Raw genomic sequence first — 16701 nt, 5'->3', positions numbered from 1 at the left:
AAGGCCCGCCGCGATGAGCTCCAGCGCACTGCATTGGCCGGCTTGAGCCGCCATCCACCCCCTGCACCGGCACCGCGCAAGCGGCGCGACCGCGTGCCCCTGGCCGGGCTTCCGGCCGCTACCCGAGCATTGAGGGAATCGATGAGCAAGACCTTCCGACTGGCCGCCGTGGCCGGCAGCCTGCTGGCTGCCGGACTGCCCGCGCTGGCCTATGGCGCCGAGCTTGAGGCGCAGATCCGCTGGACCCGCTACGGCATCCCGCACATCCAGGCCAAGGACGAACTCGGCCTGGGCTACGGCATCGGCTACGCCTACGCCCGCGACAACGCCTGCCTGCTCGCCGAGGAAGTCCTCACCGCGCGAGGCGAGCGCTCGCGCTATTTCGGCGAGGCCGGCAAGACTTCCGCCGGTATTGGCAACCTGCCTTCGGACTTCTTCTACACCTGGCTCAACGACAATGAATCCCTGGGCCGCATGCGCAGCGCCCAGCCGCGACCGATCCGCGACCTGCTCGATGGCTACGCTGCCGGCTTCAACCGCTGGCTGTGGGACACCCAGGCCGCCGGCACGCAGTGCGCGGGCAAAGCCTGGCTGCGCCCGCTGGAGGCCGACGACCTGCTGCGCCTGACCCGCCGCCTGCTGGTGCAGGCCGGCGCCGGACAGTTCGCCGAGGCGATGATGGCGGCCACGCCGCCGGGGCAGGCGACCACTTCGGTGGTCAGCGATGGCGAGGTGCTGGCGGCGATGGAGCGCCGCCAGAGCTTCCACCAGGACCACGGCAGCAACGCCATCGCCGTGGGTAGCGAACGCTCGGCGGACGGCAACGGCCTGCTGCTGGCCAACCCGCACTTCCCCTGGTTCGGCGCACTGCGTTTCTACCAGATGCACCTGACCATCCCCGGCCAGCTCGATGTGATGGGCGCATCGCTACCGGGCATGCCGCTGGTGAATATCGGCTTCAGCAAGGACGTGGCCTGGAGCCACACGGTGGACACCTCCAGCCACTTCACCCTGTACCGCCTCGACCTCGATCCGCAGGACCCGCGCAGCTACCGCGTCGATGGCCAGTCGCGGCCGCTCAGGGAAGTCACCCTGCGTGTGCGCGTGCTGGAACCCAATGGTCGCGTCGGCACGCGCAGCCATACGCTGTACGAATCCGAATACGGCCCGCTGCTCAGCGTACCCGGCAAGCTGCCGTGGAACGGCAGCCAGGCCTTCGCCGTGCGCGACGCCAACCTGGGCAACGACCGCGTCCTGCAGCAGTGGTACGCCATCGATCACGCCCGCAGTCTCGACGAGCTGCGCGACAGCATCGAGCACGTACAGGGCATTCCCTGGGTCAACACCCTGGCGACCAACGCCGAGGGCAAGGTGCTCTACCTCAACCAGTCGGTGGTGCCGCACCTGAGCCAGCAGCAACTGGCCGACTGCGCCATCGACGAGTACCGCAAGCAGGGCCTGCCGGTGCTGCAGGGCGGGCGCCGCGCCTGTAGCTGGTCGAGCGCGCCGGGCACCCGCCACGCCGGGCTGACGCCGCCGGAGCAGATGCCGGCGCTGGAGCGCGAGGACTTCGTGCAGAACTCCAACGACAGCGCCTGGCTGAGCAACCCGGCGCAGCCGCTGACCGGCTTCTCGCCGCTGGTGAGCCGCGACTCGGTGCCGGTCAGTGCGCGCACGCGCTTCGCCCTGGAACGCCTGAAAGGCGACGACAAGATCAGCCCCGACGACCTGCAGAAGATGGTCACCGACAACCGCGTCTACGTGGCCGACATGCTCCTCGACGACCTGCTGCAGCTGTGCAAGCCGGCGCCCGAAGGCGCGGCGGCAGCCTGTGCTGCGCTGGGTGCCTGGGACCGCCACGTCAACCTCGACAGCAACCCCGGCTTCGCCTACTTCCAGGCCTTCGTCGCGCGCTTCCTGAAGATCGACGGTGGCTGGCGCCTGCCCTTCGATCCCAAGCTGCCGCTGGCCACGCCTTCGGGCATCGCCCTGGACAAGCCGCAGGTGCGCCAGCAGGCGCAGCAGGCCCTGGTGGCGGCCGCGCAGGAGATCGACGCGCGCAACATCCGCGCAGACGAGAAGTGGGGCGAGCTGCAGCTGACCGGCGATGCGGCCAATCCCCTGGGGATTCCCGGCGGCACCGGCAACGAGGGCGTGTACAACGCCATCCACTCGGAATGGCAGGGCGACCACTACCGTGTGCTCAGCGGCAGCAGCTATATCCAGCTGGTCGACTTCACCGCCGATGGGCCGCAGGCGCGCGGGCTGCTGGCGTTCTCCCAATCCAGCGAACCCGGCTCGCCGCACCACCGCGACCAGACCGAGCTGTTCGCCCGCCAGCAGTGGCCCCAGCTGCCGTTCACCGACGCACAGATCAAGGCCGATCCGGAGCTGAAGGTGATGGAGTTGCGCGAGCGCTAGACGGCGTCGATGCCTCGCCTTTCGTAGACCAACTGCCTTCTTCTGAGAGTCAGTGCCTGGGCTTTCCCTCTCCCTAACCCTCTCCCTGAAGGGAGAGGGGACTCGTTCGGTGCCGGCTGAAACCTCAGTGTCAGCCGGCACGGATAGCTCCCTTTCCCTTCGGAGCGGGGCGCGCAGCCAGGGCGGGGGAGAGGGCCGCCCTTCGCGCAGGAGTTTCATGCAGGAGCGGATGATCACCCAGCGCTTTTCGTAGGAGCGAGCTTGCTCGCGAACCGCCCCCCTCGATCCTGCAACCTGGCCTCGCCAGCCAGGCAAAAAAAGACCGGCGCAAAGGCCGGTCCAGGGGGAAGAAACCGTTATCAGCGGCAGACGCGGGCGATGGCCGCCGCCAGGTGATCCAGGCGCTCGCTGTCGAGCCCGGCGATGTTCGCGCGGCCGCTGCTCACCAGGTAGATGCTGTGCTCCTCGCGCAGGATGCGCACCTGCTCACCTTGCAGGCCGGTGTAGGAGAACATGCCGCGCTGGATCGCGATGTGCGCGAAGCGCTCCGCCAGCCCGTGGGGGCGCAGGGCTTCCACCAGGCCGACACGCAGCTCGGCGATACGCCCGCGCATGCCGTCCAGTTCGTCCAGCCAGAGGTTCTTCAGCTCCGGGTCGCCCAGAATGGTGGCGACCACCTCCGCGCCGTGGGCCGGTGGGGTGGACCAGAGGTTGCGGGCGAACAGCGCCAGCTGGCTGCGGATGTCGGTGAGCTTGTCGGCGTTCTCGGCGCAGACGATCAGCGCGCCGACCCGATCCCGGTAAAGGCCGAAGTTCTTCGAGCAGGAGCTGGTGATCAGCACTTCCGGCAGGTTCTGCGCCAGCAGGCGCACCGAGTAGGCGTCCTCTTCCAGGCCGTCACCCAGGCCCTGGTAGGCGAAGTCCAGCAGCGGCAGCAGCTCGCGGCGCTGGACGATTTCCAGCACGCGCTGCCACTGCTGGTGGTCCAGGTCGAAGCCGGTCGGGTTGTGGCAGCAGGCATGCAGCAACACCACGTCGCCCTGGGGGATTTTCTCCAGCATGGCGAACATGGCTTCGGCGTCGAGGCGGTTGTCCGCGCCGACGTAGGGGTAGTGCTTGATCGGCACGCCAGCGGCGGCGAACAGGGTCTCGTGGATCGGCCAGGTCGGGTCGCTCAGCCAGATATTCTTGCCCGGCAGGCAATGGGCGATGAACTCCGCCGCCAGGCGCAGGGCACCGGTGCCGCCGGGCGTCTGGGTAGCGTCGGCGCGGGAGTCGGCCAGCAGCGGCGAGGTGACGCCCAGCACCAGCTCGCACAGGCGTGCGGCGAACAGCGCATCACCGTGGCTGCCGACGTAGCTCTTGGTGGTCTCGGTGTCGACCAGGCGCTGCTCGGCGAGCTTCACCGCGTGCGGGATCGGGGTGAGGCCCTGGGCGTCCTTGTAGACGCCCACGCCAAGGTCGAGCCGCGCGGGATTGGGGTCCGCCCGGTAGGCTTCGAGCAGGCCCAGGATCGGGTCGCCCGGTACGCGGGTGACCTTGGCGAAATGGCTCATTTGCGTCCCTCTGCTTTCGCGGCCAGCTCGTCGGTGCGCGCGGCCATGATGAAGTCGTTGCGGTGCAGGCCCTTCAGCTCGTGGCTCCACCAGGTGACGGTGACCTTGCCCCACTGGGTCAGCAGGTCGGGGTGGTGGCCTTCTTCCTCGGCGATGGCGCCCACCGCGTTGGTGAAGGCCAGGGCATGCCTGAAGTTCTTGAACAGGAAGACCCGCTCCAGTTCCATGTGATCGTCGCGGACCTCGATGTTCCAGTCCGGAATCTGCTTGATCAGCACCGCCAGTTCTTCGTCGGACACCTTCGGGGCGTCGGCGCGGCAGGCTTCGCAATGGGCTTGGGTGAGTGCGGTCATGAAAGGTTCTCCTTGTCGTGGGGTGGCATAGGAGTGCGCTCGCGAACCATCTTAGGCTCGCGAGCACGTCTCATCCTAGGCACAGATGGGCTCGATTGCAGCGGATCAGGCGGCCTGTTTCGGCGGAAACTTCGGCGCATGCAGGCCCAGGCGCATGGCTTCGCGCACCAGCGCCATGATGTCCTCGTGGGCCAGCTCGAACAGCCGCTTGAGCTCGGGGAGCACGAAATACAGGGGCTGCAGGATGTCGATGCGGTACGGCGTGCGCATGCATTCCAGCGGGCTGAAGGCCTGGTGCTCGGGCGCGTCGGAGAGGCTGTAGACCGTCTCCTTGGGCGACGAAAGGATGCCGCCGCCATAGATGCGCAGGCCCTGGGAGGTGTCCAGCAGGCCGAACTCGATGGTCATCCAGTAGAGGCGGGCGAGGTACACGCGCTCTTCCTTGCTCGCCGCCAGGCCGAGCTTGCCGTAGGTGTGGGTGAACTCGGCGAACCAGGGGTTGGTGAGCAGCGGGCAGTGGCCGAAGATCTCGTGGAAGATGTCCGGCTCCTGCAGGTAGTCCAGCTCTTCCGGGGTGCGGATGAAGGTGGCGACGGGGAATTGCTGGCTGGCCAGCAGCTCGAAGAAGGTCTGGAACGGGATCAGCGCCGGCACGCGCGCCACGCGCCAGCCGGTGGCGGCCTGAAGCACCTTGTTCACTTCGCCCAGTTGCGGGATGCGCTCGTGGGGCAGGCCGAGCTGCTCGATGCCGTCGAGGTATTCCTGACAAGCGCGGCCCTCGATCACTTTCAACTGACGGGTGATCAGGGTATTCCAGACCTGGTGCTCGGTTTCCGGGTAGTGGATGAAACCGTCTTCATCAGGTTGGCGGGCCACGTACTGCGTTGTCTTCATGGAGCCTCCGGCGTCGAGCTGCCTGTTCTTGTGATGACTCATAAGTAGCGCGATGCGTGCCGGCGAACAGCCCCCCTGGCGCTGCGCTGGAACGTTCCAGACGGGGTGGCCCGTAAAGAAATGATTACGCTTGGCGGCGCGCGCATCCGGACTTGGCTTGAAGGTGTGCTGATCTGTCACATATTCTTGACGGTAATTTCCGGCCGACTAGCGAAAAACCGCGCCGGAGCGCCCACCACAACGACAACCACGGGCCCGCCATGCGCATCAAAGTGCACTGCCAGAACCGCGTCGGCATCCTGCGCGACATCCTCAACCTGCTGGTCGACTACGGCATCAACGTCAACCGCGGTGAAGTCGGTGGCGAGCAGGGCAACGCCATCTACCTGCTCTGCCCGAACCTCATCAACCTGCAGTTCCAGTCGCTCAAGCCCAAGCTCGAAGCGGTGCCCGGCGTATTCGGCGTCAAGCGCGTCGGCCTGATGCCCAGCGAGCGCCGCCACCTGGAGCTGAACGCGCTGCTGGCGGCGCTGGAGTTCCCCGTGCTGTCCATCGACATGGCCGGGCAGATAGTCGCCGGCAACCGCGCTGCCGCGCAGCTGCTGGGCGTGCGCGTTGACGAAGTCCCCGGCATCCCGCTGTCGCGCTACGCCGAAGACCTCGACCTGCCGGAGCTGGTACGGGCCAACAAGGCGCGCATCAATGGCCTGCGGGTGAAGGTGAAGGGCGACGTGTTCCTCGCCGATATCGCGCCGCTGCAATCCGAGCATGACGAAAGCGAAGCGCTGGCCGGCGCCGTGCTCACCCTGCACCGCGCCGACCGTGTCGGCGAGCGCATCTACAATGTGCGCCGCCTGGAGCTGCGCGGCTTCGACAGTATCTTCCAGAGCTCGCGGGTGATGGCCGCCGTAGTCCGCGAGGCACGCCGCATGGCGCCGCTGGATGCGCCGCTACTGATCGAAGGCGAGACCGGTACCGGCAAGGAACTGCTGGCCCGCGCCTGCCACCTCGCCAGCCCGCGCGGGCAGTCGCCGTTCATGGCGCTGAACTGCGCCGGCCTGCCCGAATCCATGGCCGAGACCGAGCTGTTCGGCTACGGTCCCGGCGCCTTCGAAGGCGCGCGCCCGGAAGGCAAGCTCGGTCTGCTGGAGCTGACCGCCGGCGGGACACTGTTCCTCGATGGCGTCGGCGAGATGAGCCCGCGCTTGCAGGCCAAGCTGCTGCGCTTCCTGCAGGACGGCTGCTTCCGCCGCGTCGGCAGCGACGAGGAGGTGTATCTGGACGTGCGGGTGATCTGCGCCACCCAGCTGGACCTGTCCGAGCTGTGCACCAAGGGCGAGTTCCGCCAGGACCTCTACCACCGCCTCAACGTGCTGTCGCTGCACATCCCGCCGTTGCGCGAGTGCCTGGATGGCCTGGAACCGCTGGTAGAGCACTTCCTCGACCAGGCCAGCCGACAGATCGGCTGCGCCCTGCCCAAACTCTCGCCGCAGGCCCTGGACCGTCTCGGCCGCTACCACTGGCCGGGCAACGTGCGCCAGCTGGAGAACGCGCTGTTCCAGGCGGTCTCGCTGTGCGAAGGCGGCACCATCCGCCCCGAACACATCCGCCTGCCGGACTACGGTGCGCCGCATCCGCTGGGCGACTTCTCCCTCGACGGCGGCCTGGACGCCATCGTTGGGCGCTTCGAAAAGGCGGTATTGGAAAGGCTGTATCGGGAGCACCCGAGCAGCCGGCAGCTGGGCAAGCGCCTGGGGGTGTCGCATACCACCATCGCCAACAAGCTGCGGATGCATGGGCTGGGGCAGGGCGAGGAGTCCTGAGGCTGTTCGTAGGAGCGAGCTTGCTCGCGAATCGCTCGGTGCCGATGGTGATCTGTAGGAGCGGAGCTTCTCCGCGAACCGCCGGCAGGCGATCTCCGGCGGAGTATCCCGACGACTGCCCGTTCCGCCGCGATGGATTTCGCGGACAAGGTCCGCTCCTACGGGAAGTTACACCGCGCCGTCCAGGCCGGCGTGGTATCGGCGGATAACCCGTTCCGGGTTATCCGCCCTACGATCCGCTCCCGATCAAGGCGGAGCACGAACGTAGGATGGTGTGGAGCGAAGCGATACCCATCAATTCCCGTGCGCCGTCAGCATGGGTATCGCTGCGCTCCACGCCATCCTGCTCAGTGTTTGGCGGAAAGGACGGCAGGGTGCGGTTCGCGAGCAAGCTCGCTCCTACAGGCGCGGCAAGGTGCAATTGCCAAGCCTTTGGCGAATCGCGGGTGCTGAGCAAATTTTGTACAGTTTTCTGACGCTGGTCTATGTTGACTGCTGGAGGTTCCAGCGACCGAACAGGGCTGCAGTCCCCGGGGGACGTGCGTAGGCGGTCACGCACAGCTCGTTGCAGACGGTCGGTCGGCCAGCCGCGGGTTCTTCGCTCGCGTTCGGGCCGGCAAGCAAGGAAGTAACCTCCAGCCTGCGCGGAAGTTCGTTGGCGCCCAGAGAAATGGACCCGGTTCCGGCAGGCGTAGCGCCGCTCCCTCCGCGAGCCTTGAGGCACTGTTAACGGTCGACCCGACGCCTCGGGAGGGACCATGGACAACAAGGACTCAGGGAGCAATCTCGCCCTCTGGATACCCGGCTCGGCAGTCATCCTGAGCCTGGTGGTATCGGCATTCGCGCTCAATCGCGCGCCCTTCTTCGAACCTCGTCCGGTGGGCGAGAAGTTCCAGGCCGAGCAGCGCATCGAGGCACGCCTCTGGCAGGACCCCTTCGATGCCCTGGAGCGCTACCGCAAGAAGCTCAAGGAGTCGGGTAGCGGTGAAAAGCTCTGCTCCGAAACGCTCGCTCCGATGCACAGTGATGGCGTGGAAGATGCTTCGGACGAAGGCAGCCCGGAAATACTCAAGCTGCTGCAAAGCGGCAGCCTCTTGCTGGCGTCAGCGCAGCCGGTAGGCGAGGCCAGGCCTCGCGTCCCTGGCGTCGTGGGGCTGATGGTCGTCCTGGTGCCTGGCGGGCCTTATGCCGATGAGGTGGAACAGCGTCGGCGCATTCGCTATGCAGTGCTGGCGGGATTCCAGAGTACTCGGATGAAACCGGTCGACTCCCAGCACATCAATTGCCTCAAACGCGAAGTCGTGGCTGGCGAGCAGCCTCAGGAAATGCCTTATGAGCTGTTCCTGCCCGATCCGCTGGCCGATGCGGATGCTGGTAAGCAGTTGGCGTATCCGCGTATCCCCACCCTGGTGATCTGGCTCAAGGAGGAAGCGCTGGGCAAGAGACCGCTGCAGGCTCTGGATGGGTTGCGCAGCCACCTTTCAGGCCAGGCGGCGGGGCAACTGGTCGAAGGGCCGCTGAAGGTCATCGGTCCCTCGACCAGTACGACGCTGAGTCGGATGTACCAGGAGGCGCCCAACGCGGCTGTTGAGGTCTACTCGCCCCTGGTTACCGTGGAGTCGCGGCGGTTGGCGAACCCGCAAGACCGTGATGGGCAGAGGAGCAATATCGTCCGCACGACCAGTGACGACGGCGTGCTCACTGCGCTGCTGCTCGACGAACTGGCGCGGCGCAATGTCGATGTTGTCCGTGCGGTGGCGTGCGAGAAGGACATGCCCAGGACCGTCGGGAACAACTGCGACGATGCTTCCGCACCGCTGACCGGCCGCGTCGCACTGATCAGCGAATGGGACAGCTTCTACGCTCGTGCGCTGACCGAGACTTTCAAGGCCGCTGTCGTGGAAAAGGTCGACAATGCTCCACTGGCCCGGCAGAAGGTCGATGATTGGGTGCTCAGCTTCAGCTACCTGCGTGGCTTGGACGGGCGGCTTTCCGATCAGGCGAAGAGCGACGACAAGAAGACCGACAACAGCAAGAAGAGCGGTGATCCGCTGGATCTTTCGCCGCTGGAAACTCCCGATGGCAATTCCCAGCTGGATTATCTGCGCCGTCTGGCCGACCACATTGCCAGCCAGGACCAGGCCTATCGCCGTGCCGGCGAGCCGGGCATCGAGGCCATCGGCGTGCTGGGCACCGACGCCTACGACAAGTTGCTTGCCCTCCAGGCACTCAAGGGCCGCCTGCCGGACAAGGTGTATTTCTCCACCAATCTCGATGCCCGCATGCTCCAGCGTGGGCAGGCGCAGATCACCCGCAACCTGGTGCTGGCGGCCCCCTACGGTTTGACCCTGACCCGCGCGCTGCAGCAGGACGTTCCTCCTTTTCGCGATAGCGCCCAGAGCGCCACCTTCGTTGCCGTGCTGACTGCACTTTCCGGGCGTGAGTTCGGCGTCAAGAAGGCCGCCTTCGACGCCGGATCGAGCTTGCTCTCACCGGGCATCTACGAGGTCGGCATCAGCGGGTTCATCCCGTTGGGGCGCGGGCCGGCGGTTGCCGGGAGCCTGTCGTGCGAGGTGCCGGACAAACTCAAACATGAGGATCCCGATGCGATCCGCAGCACTCCCGACATCCTCGGTCTTCCCCAACTGCAGGATCAGCCGCCACCGGTCTACCCGGAAATGACCGACGCCGGGCGTGCGGTGCTGGATGGCATCCTCGACTACATGCGTGCGCCGTGGCTGGCCGGCCTGCTGCTGGGGCTTTCGCTGGTCGTGGGGTTCTGGTGGACGGAGCGCCAGGCGGCGGAAAAGGTCGCACCAGCCTGGGTCTGTCGCGTGCCATTCGGTTTGTACGTGGCGGCCGCCTTGTGCCTGGTGCCCGCCAAATGGCACTGGGAAGTGGCCTTCCTGTGGATGACCTTCCTGTTGATCATGCTGGGCGTGCTGGCTTCGCGCCTGCTCGATATCGAACGGCGTCGGCAGCACGACAAGAGCACCGGGATCGAAACGGCGGAGCTGCTGGATTCGCCGGTCTACTACATTCTTCCCCCCTTCGTGATCCTGGTGCTGGCGCTGCTGCTGGGCTACCAGATGCGCAGGTGCCTGACCGACAACGGCGCCGGCGAGCCAATGTTTCTTTTCGAGGGAATCAGCGTCTGGCCATCGGTGGCCTTGCGGTGCCTGGCGATCGTCATATCGCTCAGTGCATTGGCCTGGGGGTGGCGGCGGCTGCGAATCAATGCGCGGGAAATCCAGCGGGACTTCTGCCTGCCGCCTTATCGCTACGGCCTCTGGCATCAGCTTCGCGTTGAATGGTGTGGAGGGCGTGGCGAGCTGCTGCGCACGCGCCTGGGCTCGTTCGGATTCTTCCTGTTCCGGATATTCGTGCCGCTGGCACCGGTGGTGTTGTCCGACAGGGAAATGCAGGCCGACCACGGGCAGGATGGGCACAAGACCATCTGGATAACCCGCTTGTGGGACGAGCATTGCCTGTGCGGGTCCTTCGGTGCCCGCCTGCTGCGAGCGGCGCTGGCGACCTGGGTCTTCGTCACCTGCACCAGCGTCCTCTATGCCTTCTGGCCAATGAACATCCTGCCGATCCGGGGGCATTCCTCGGAGGATTTTGCCATGCGCATCATCGTTGCCTCGTATTTCGCCTTCTACCTCCTGGTGTTCTGGGTGGTCGATGCGAATTTTCTGCTGGTGCGCTTCATCAATCGCCTGGTGCCCATCCAGGCAATCTGGCCGGCCGAGTTGAGTGCGCGCCACCAGAAGATATTCGGCATCGATCGGCATATCTGCATCGATGACTGGGTGGACATGGTCCTGATCGCCCAGCGCAGTTCGGCGGTGAACCGACTGATCTACGCGCCGACGGTGGTGCTGCTGATCATGATCGCATCGCGCAGCAGCCTGTTCGACGCCTGGCCAACGCCGCCCAGCACGATCTTCATCATCCTGCTGACAGCCGCGATCCTGTTCATCTCCGCGCTCTGGCTACGGCGCGCGGCAGAGAAGGCGCGTGGCATTGCGCTTGGCCGGCTGGATGCCTACCTGCTGGAGGAGCCGTCCCAGGGGGCGCACTACGAGAAGTTCAAGCTGATCCGCGAACGCATAGTGGCGCTGAACACCGGGGCCTTTTCTCGCTATTCGGAAGAGCCGCTGGTGCGCGCGCTGCTGCTGTCGCTGACCGGCATCGGTGGTTCAGTGGTCGTCGATGCACTGAACTTCGCCAAGTTCTAACCACGCTCACCAGGTTCGCGGCCTGTACCCCTTGGTGCAGGCCCGCACCTCGTCATCGATCACGTTGCCTGGCTTGATGCACTCGGAAAGCTTGCGCGGGCTGTCGCTGTAGGGCGAGGCCACGGGCGCCGATTGCACCCCCGCAGGGGAGAGGCCCAGGCGAACCTGCAGCACCACCCAGCGCTCCTGCACCCAGGCGTGGCTTGCCGGGTTGCGCCACAACGTGGTGCCGGCAGCGAGCAGCAGCAAGGGAATGAGGAACCACAGCAGCGGCTTCACCAGCATCTGCCAGCGGCGCCGGGGCGGTTTTGCCGGCGGCTGTTGCTGGTTCTGCTGCCTGACCTGCTGCCAGTAGTAGTCGCGGTCTCTGTCGCTCATGGGCTTCCTTCGGGAACGGCGCCGGTTGGCTCGGCGCAAGAGTATCGGCGCAAGAGTAACGGCTCGCGCGGCCTGCGGCGAGGCACGATCAGCGGTCCTTGTGACGGCCTTCGCGCACCACCATATTGGTCGGTATGACTGCCTCCCGAACCTCCTCCCGCGCCAAGCGAGCCGATGTGCTGTCCGCCTTCCATCCGGCGGTGGCCGGCTGGTTCCGTGCGCACTTCGCGGCACCGACGCAGGCGCAGGTTCAGGCCTGGCCGGCGATCCAGGCCGGCGAATCGACCCTGGTGGCGGCGCCCACCGGTTCAGGCAAGACGCTCACGGCCTTCCTCTCGGCCATCGATGCCCTGGTCCGCGAGGGGCTGGCGAACGGCGGCACGCTGCCGGACCGCACCACGGTGGTCTACATCTCGCCGCTCAAGGCGCTGTCCAACGACATCCGCATCAACCTCGAAGAGCCGCTGGCCGGCATCCGCGCGGCGCTGCTGGAGAGCGGTCTGCCGGAGGTGGATATCCGCACTGCGGTGCGTACCGGCGACACTACCTCCAGCGAGCGCGAGGCCATGCGCCGGCAGGTGCCGCACATCCTCGTCACCACGCCGGAATCGCTCTACGTGCTGCTCGGATCCGATTCCGGCCGCGCCATGCTGGCCGGCGCGCGCAGCGTGATAGTCGATGAAATCCACGCCCTCGCCGCGAGCAAACGCGGTAGTCACCTGGCGTTGTCGCTGGAGCGCCTGCAGGCGTTGTGCGAAGCGCCGCTGGTGCGCATCGGCCTTTCCGCCACGCAGAAGCCCATCGAGGCGGTGGCGGCTTTCCTCGTCGGCCGCCATCAGGTCTGCCGCATTGTCGACATCGGCTACAGCCGCGAGCGCGATCTGAACCTGGAAGTACCGGCGGCGCCGCTGGAGGCGGTGATGTCCCACGAGGTCTGGGACAAGGTCTACGACCGCCTCGCCGAACTGGCCGGCGAACACCGCACCACGCTGGTGTTCGTCAACACCCGGCGGCTGTCCGAGCGGGTCACCCGGCACCTGGCCGAGCGCATCGGTGCCGGCTGGGTGGCAGCGCACCACGGCAGCCTGTCCAAGGAACTGCGCCTGGGCGCCGAACGGCGGCTCAAGGCCGGGCAGCTCAAGGTGCTGGTGGCCACCGCCTCGCTGGAGCTGGGTATCGATATCGGCGATGTCGAACTGGTCTGCCAGATCGGTTCGCCGCGCTCCATCGCCGCCTTCCTGCAACGTGTTGGCCGCTCCGGCCACAGCGTCGGCGGCACGCCCAAGGGGCGGCTGTTCCCGACCTCGCGGGACGACCTGATCGAATGCGTGGCGCTGCTCGACAGCGTGCGGCAGAACGAGCTGGACGCGCTGACCATCCCCCACGCACCGCTGGACGTGCTGGCGCAGCAGATAGTCGCCGAAGTGGCCTGCCAGGAGTGGCGCGAGGATGCGCTGTTCGAGCTGTTCACCGCCGCGCAGCCCTACGCCGAGCTGAGCCGTGAGCACTTTGACGCCATGCTGCGTCCCCTCGCCGACGGCTACACCAGCCGCAACGGCCAGCGCGGCGCTTACCTGCACCGCGATGCTGTGCACCAGCGCCTGCGTGGCCGACGGGGCGCCAAGCTCACCGCCGTGACCTCCGGCGGCACCATCCCCGACACCGGCGACTACACCGTCCTGCTGGAGCCGCAGAGTCTCACCGTGGGCACGGTGAACGAGGACTTCGCCGTGGAGAGCCTGGCCGGCGACGTGTTCCAGCTGGGCAATATCTCCTACCGCATCCTGCGCGTGGAGCCGGGCCGCGTGCGCGTCGAGGACGCCCAGGGCCAGCCGCCGAACATTCCCTTCTGGCTCGGCGAGGCGCCGGGGCGCAGCGACGAGCTGTCCATCAGCGTGGCGCGCCTGCGTGGCCAGTTGGACGAACTGCTCACCCAGGGTGAGCAAGACGCCGAACCGCTGGCGCGGGCCATCGACTGGCTGCAGGGGCTGCTCGGCCTGAACGATGCGGCGGCGCGGCAACTGGTGGAATACCTGGCCCGCGCACGGCATGCTCTCGGCGCGCTGCCGACGCAGCAGACGCTGATCCTCGAACGCTTCTTCGACGAATCCGGCGGCATGCAGCTGGTCATCCATTCGCCCTACGGCAGCCGGATCAACCGCGCCTGGGGCCTGGCGCTGCGCAAGCGCTTCTGCCGCACCTTCAACTTCGAGCTACAGGCCGCCGCCACCGAGGACGCGATCATCCTTTCGCTGTCCACCAGCCACAGCTTCCCGCTGGACGAGGTGTGGCGCTACCTGCACTCCAACAGCGCCGAGCACGTGCTGATCCAGGCGCTGCTCGACGCGCCGCTGTTCGGCGTGCGCTGGCGCTGGAACGCCACCACCGCGCTGGCCTTGCCGCGCTACAGCGGCGGACGCAAGGTCGCGCCGCAACTGCAGCGCATGCGCAGTGAGGACCTGCTGGCCTCGGTGTTCCCCGACCAGGTGGCGTGCCTGGAGAACATCGTCGGCGAGCGCGAGATTCCCGATCACCCGCTGGTGGCGCAGACCCTCGACGACTGCCTGCACGAGGCCATGGACTGCGAAGGCTGGCTCGACCTGCTGCGGCGCATGGAGAGTGGCACGGTGAGCCTGCTGGCGCGCGACCTGCCGGCGCCTTCGCCGCTGGCGGCTGAGGTGTTGTCCGCCAGCCCGTATTCCTTCCTCGACGACGCGCCGCTAGAAGAGCGTCGCACCCAGGCCGTGCAGAGTCGCCGCTGGACCGACCCGGAAAGCGCCGACGACCTCGGCGCGCTGGATGCCGAAGCCATCGACGCGGTGCGCGCCGAAGCCTGGCCGGAAGCCCGTGACGCCGACGAGATGCACGAGGCGCTGACCGGTCTGGGCGGCATCCGCGACAGCGAGGCGCAGGCCAATGACGGCTGGCCCTTCCTGCTCAAGTCGCTGGCCAAGGCGGGCAGGGCGACGCGCCTGGAGTTGCTGTCTGGCACTGTCTGGGTGGCGGCGGAGCGGCTCAGCCAATGGCTGGCGCTGCACCCGCAGGTGCTGATGGCGCCTTCGCTCGATCTGCCTGCGGCGCTGCGCGAGCCCTGCGCGGTGGACGAAGCGCAGGTCGAACTGGTGCGCGCGCGCCTGACCGGTTTCGGCCCGCGCCTGCTGCGTGAGCTGGCGCAGGACCTGGGCATTTCCACCGGCGATACCGGCTTCGGCCTGGCCAGCCTGGAGCGCGAGGGCTACGTGCTGCGCGGTCGCTTCATGCCGGGTGCCAGCGAGGAGGAGTGGTGCGAGCGCCACCTGCTGGCGCGTATCCATCGCTACACCGTCAAGCGCCTGCGCCGGGAGATCGAGCCGGTGGCGCGGGCGGATTTCATGCGCTTCCTGTTCGACTGGCAGCGCGTTTCTGCGGGGACGCGAGTGCGTGGTGCGGAGTCGCTGGCCGGCGTGCTCAGCCAGCTGGAGGGCTTCCAGGCCGCCGCCAGTGCCTGGGAAAGCGACATCCTGCCCAGCCGCGTGGCCGACTACGGGATCAACTGGCTGGACGACCTGTGTCGCGCCGGGCGCATCGTCTGGGCGCGCTTGCCGGGCCGAGTTGCGGCGAAAGGCCGTGGCGGCCCGCTGAAGAGCACGCCCATCGTGCTGCTGCCACGCGCGCAGATGGCGCAATGGAGCGCATTGAGCACCGGGCAGGCGGAGGCCGAGCTGAGCGCCAAGGCGAGCAAGGTGCTGGAGGTGCTCAAGGAGCACGGCGCATCGTTCTTCGAGGAACTGGCCAGCGATAGCCACCTGCTGCGCACCGAGCTGGAAACCGTGCTGGGCGAGCTGGTGGCGGCCGGGCGAGTGAATGCCGACAGCTTCGCCGGCCTGCGCGCCCTGCTGATGCCGGCGGCGAAACGGCACCCGCAGCGCCGTTCGCGCACGCCGCTGCTCGGCATGGCCGACGCCGGGCGCTGGGCGTTGCTGCGCCGTTCCGGGCAGGAGCCGGGCGCGCGGTTGCCGGCGGAAGTGCTCGAACATGTCGCCATGACCCTGCTGCGCCGCTATGGCGTGGTCTGCTGGCGCCTGCTCGACCGCGAGGCCGACTGGCTGCCGCCCTGGCGCGACCTGTTGCGGGTCTACCACCGCCTGGAAGCGCGTGGGGAAATCCGTGGCGGGCGCTTCGTCGCTGGGCTGGCCGGCGAGCAGTTCGCCCTGCCCGAAGCCGTCGGCCTGCTGCGCGAAGTGCGCCGCCGCGAGGCCAGCGGCGAATGGCTGGTGGTCTCGGCAGTCGATCCGCTGAACCTGGCTGGCACGCTGCTGCCGGGGCGCAAGGTGCCAGCGCTGAGCGGCAACCGTGTGCTCTACCGCGATGGCGTGCCGGTGGGGGCGCTGATCGCCGGGGAAGTGGAACTGCTGGCGGAACTGGCGCCCGAAGATCAGGCCCGCGCGCGGGAGCTGCTGATCCGTCGCTGATCGCGGCCCTGCTTGGCTTACACTCAGCGCCACGAAAATCTGTCCTGCGAGGGTTTGATGCTGTCCCGCGAATCGCCGAGCCTGTCTGCCCTGTTGCGCCAATGGTGGTTCCTGCCGCTGCTGGCCCTCGCCCTGTGCCTGCGTCTTTACGGCCTGGCGGATTCGGCGCTGTGGGGCGACGAGACTTCCAGCCTGTTCCTCGCCCGCTATTCGCCTGCGCAACTCTGGCAGCATGCCGCCCATGACGTGCACCCGCCGCTGTACTTCTTCCTCCTGCATCTGTGGGTGCAGGTACTGGGCGAGGGGGTGCTGTCGCTGCGGCTGTTCAGTGCAACCTTCGGCACCCTCGCGGTATTTCTCGGCGGCTGGCTGATCTGGCGCCTCGCTTCGCGGCGGGCCGCGTTCATCGCCGTGTTGCTGCTGGCGCTGCTGCCCACGGCGGTGCGCTACAGCCAGGAAGTGCGCATGTACTCGCTGCTAGGCTGCTGGCTGCTGGCGGCGACCCTGGCGCTGCTGTACTGGCTGGAGACGGGGCGGCGGCGCTACCTGCTGGCCTACGCCGGGCTTATGACGGCGGCCTTCTA

The 16701-nt window shown here is 67.3% G+C and carries 9 protein-coding genes; 5 read left to right on the top strand and 4 right to left on the bottom strand.

Going from position 1 to position 16701, the window contains the following annotated elements:
• Positions 1-141 precede the first annotated feature (141 nt).
• Positions 142-2421: an acylase gene (locus QO207_RS24360; protein WP_301534839.1), complete on the top strand. Its 2280-nt coding sequence runs from the start codon at positions 142-144 to the stop codon at positions 2419-2421.
• A 359-nt stretch (positions 2422-2780) separates the two neighbouring features.
• Here the strand turns inward: QO207_RS24360 and QO207_RS24355 are convergent, their stop codons facing one another.
• The 3 genes from QO207_RS24355 to phhA form a co-directional block, all read right to left on the bottom strand.
• Positions 2781-3977, bottom strand: coding sequence for an amino acid aminotransferase (locus QO207_RS24355; RefSeq protein ID WP_301534838.1), 1197 nt, complete (start codon positions 3975-3977; stop codon positions 2781-2783).
• Positions 3974-4330: a 4a-hydroxytetrahydrobiopterin dehydratase gene (locus QO207_RS24350; RefSeq protein ID WP_024764391.1), complete on the bottom strand. Its 357-nt coding sequence runs from the start codon at positions 4328-4330 to the stop codon at positions 3974-3976. Before QO207_RS24350 ends, QO207_RS24355 begins: the two co-directional genes overlap by 4 nt.
• Before the next feature lie 105 nt (positions 4331-4435).
• Positions 4436-5224: a phenylalanine 4-monooxygenase gene (gene phhA, locus QO207_RS24345; RefSeq protein WP_301534837.1), complete on the bottom strand. Its 789-nt coding sequence runs from the start codon at positions 5222-5224 to the stop codon at positions 4436-4438.
• Positions 5225-5484: 260 nt separating this feature from the next.
• Between phhA and QO207_RS24340 the strand changes: the two genes are divergently transcribed.
• Together QO207_RS24340 and QO207_RS24335 are read left to right on the top strand one after the other, a co-directional pair.
• The gene (locus QO207_RS24340) at positions 5485-7047 is read left to right on the top strand and encodes a sigma-54-dependent transcriptional regulator (protein WP_301534836.1); all 1563 of its coding nucleotides are present in this window, start codon (positions 5485-5487) and stop codon (positions 7045-7047) included.
• A 758-nt stretch (positions 7048-7805) separates the two neighbouring features.
• Entirely contained in the window at positions 7806-11288 is a 3483-nt protein-coding gene (locus QO207_RS24335) for a hypothetical protein (protein WP_301534835.1), read from the top strand.
• A 6-nt stretch (positions 11289-11294) separates the two neighbouring features.
• On the opposite strand, the gene QO207_RS24330 is transcribed toward QO207_RS24335, so the two are convergent.
• A complete protein-coding gene (locus QO207_RS24330; protein WP_301534834.1) occupies positions 11295-11666 on the bottom strand; it encodes a hypothetical protein in 372 nt (123 codons plus the stop codon).
• A 134-nt stretch (positions 11667-11800) separates the two neighbouring features.
• Between QO207_RS24330 and QO207_RS24325 the strand changes: the two genes are divergently transcribed.
• On the top strand, positions 11801-16117 hold the full coding sequence (locus tag QO207_RS24325) for a DEAD/DEAH box helicase (RefSeq protein ID WP_301534833.1): 4317 nt from the start codon (positions 11801-11803) through the stop codon (positions 16115-16117).
• Between the two features lie 57 nt (positions 16118-16174).
• Positions 16175-16701 (top strand): glycosyltransferase family 39 protein (locus QO207_RS24320; RefSeq protein ID WP_301534832.1); only part of this gene is annotated, 527 nt, incomplete at its 3' end.

The organism is Pseudomonas sp. CAN1, assembly GCF_030462585.1.
Classification (GTDB): Bacteria; Pseudomonadota; Gammaproteobacteria; order Pseudomonadales; family Pseudomonadaceae; genus Pseudomonas.
Note: the sequence above shows the minus strand (reverse complement) of the source record. Positions and strands in the feature narration are given on the sequence as shown.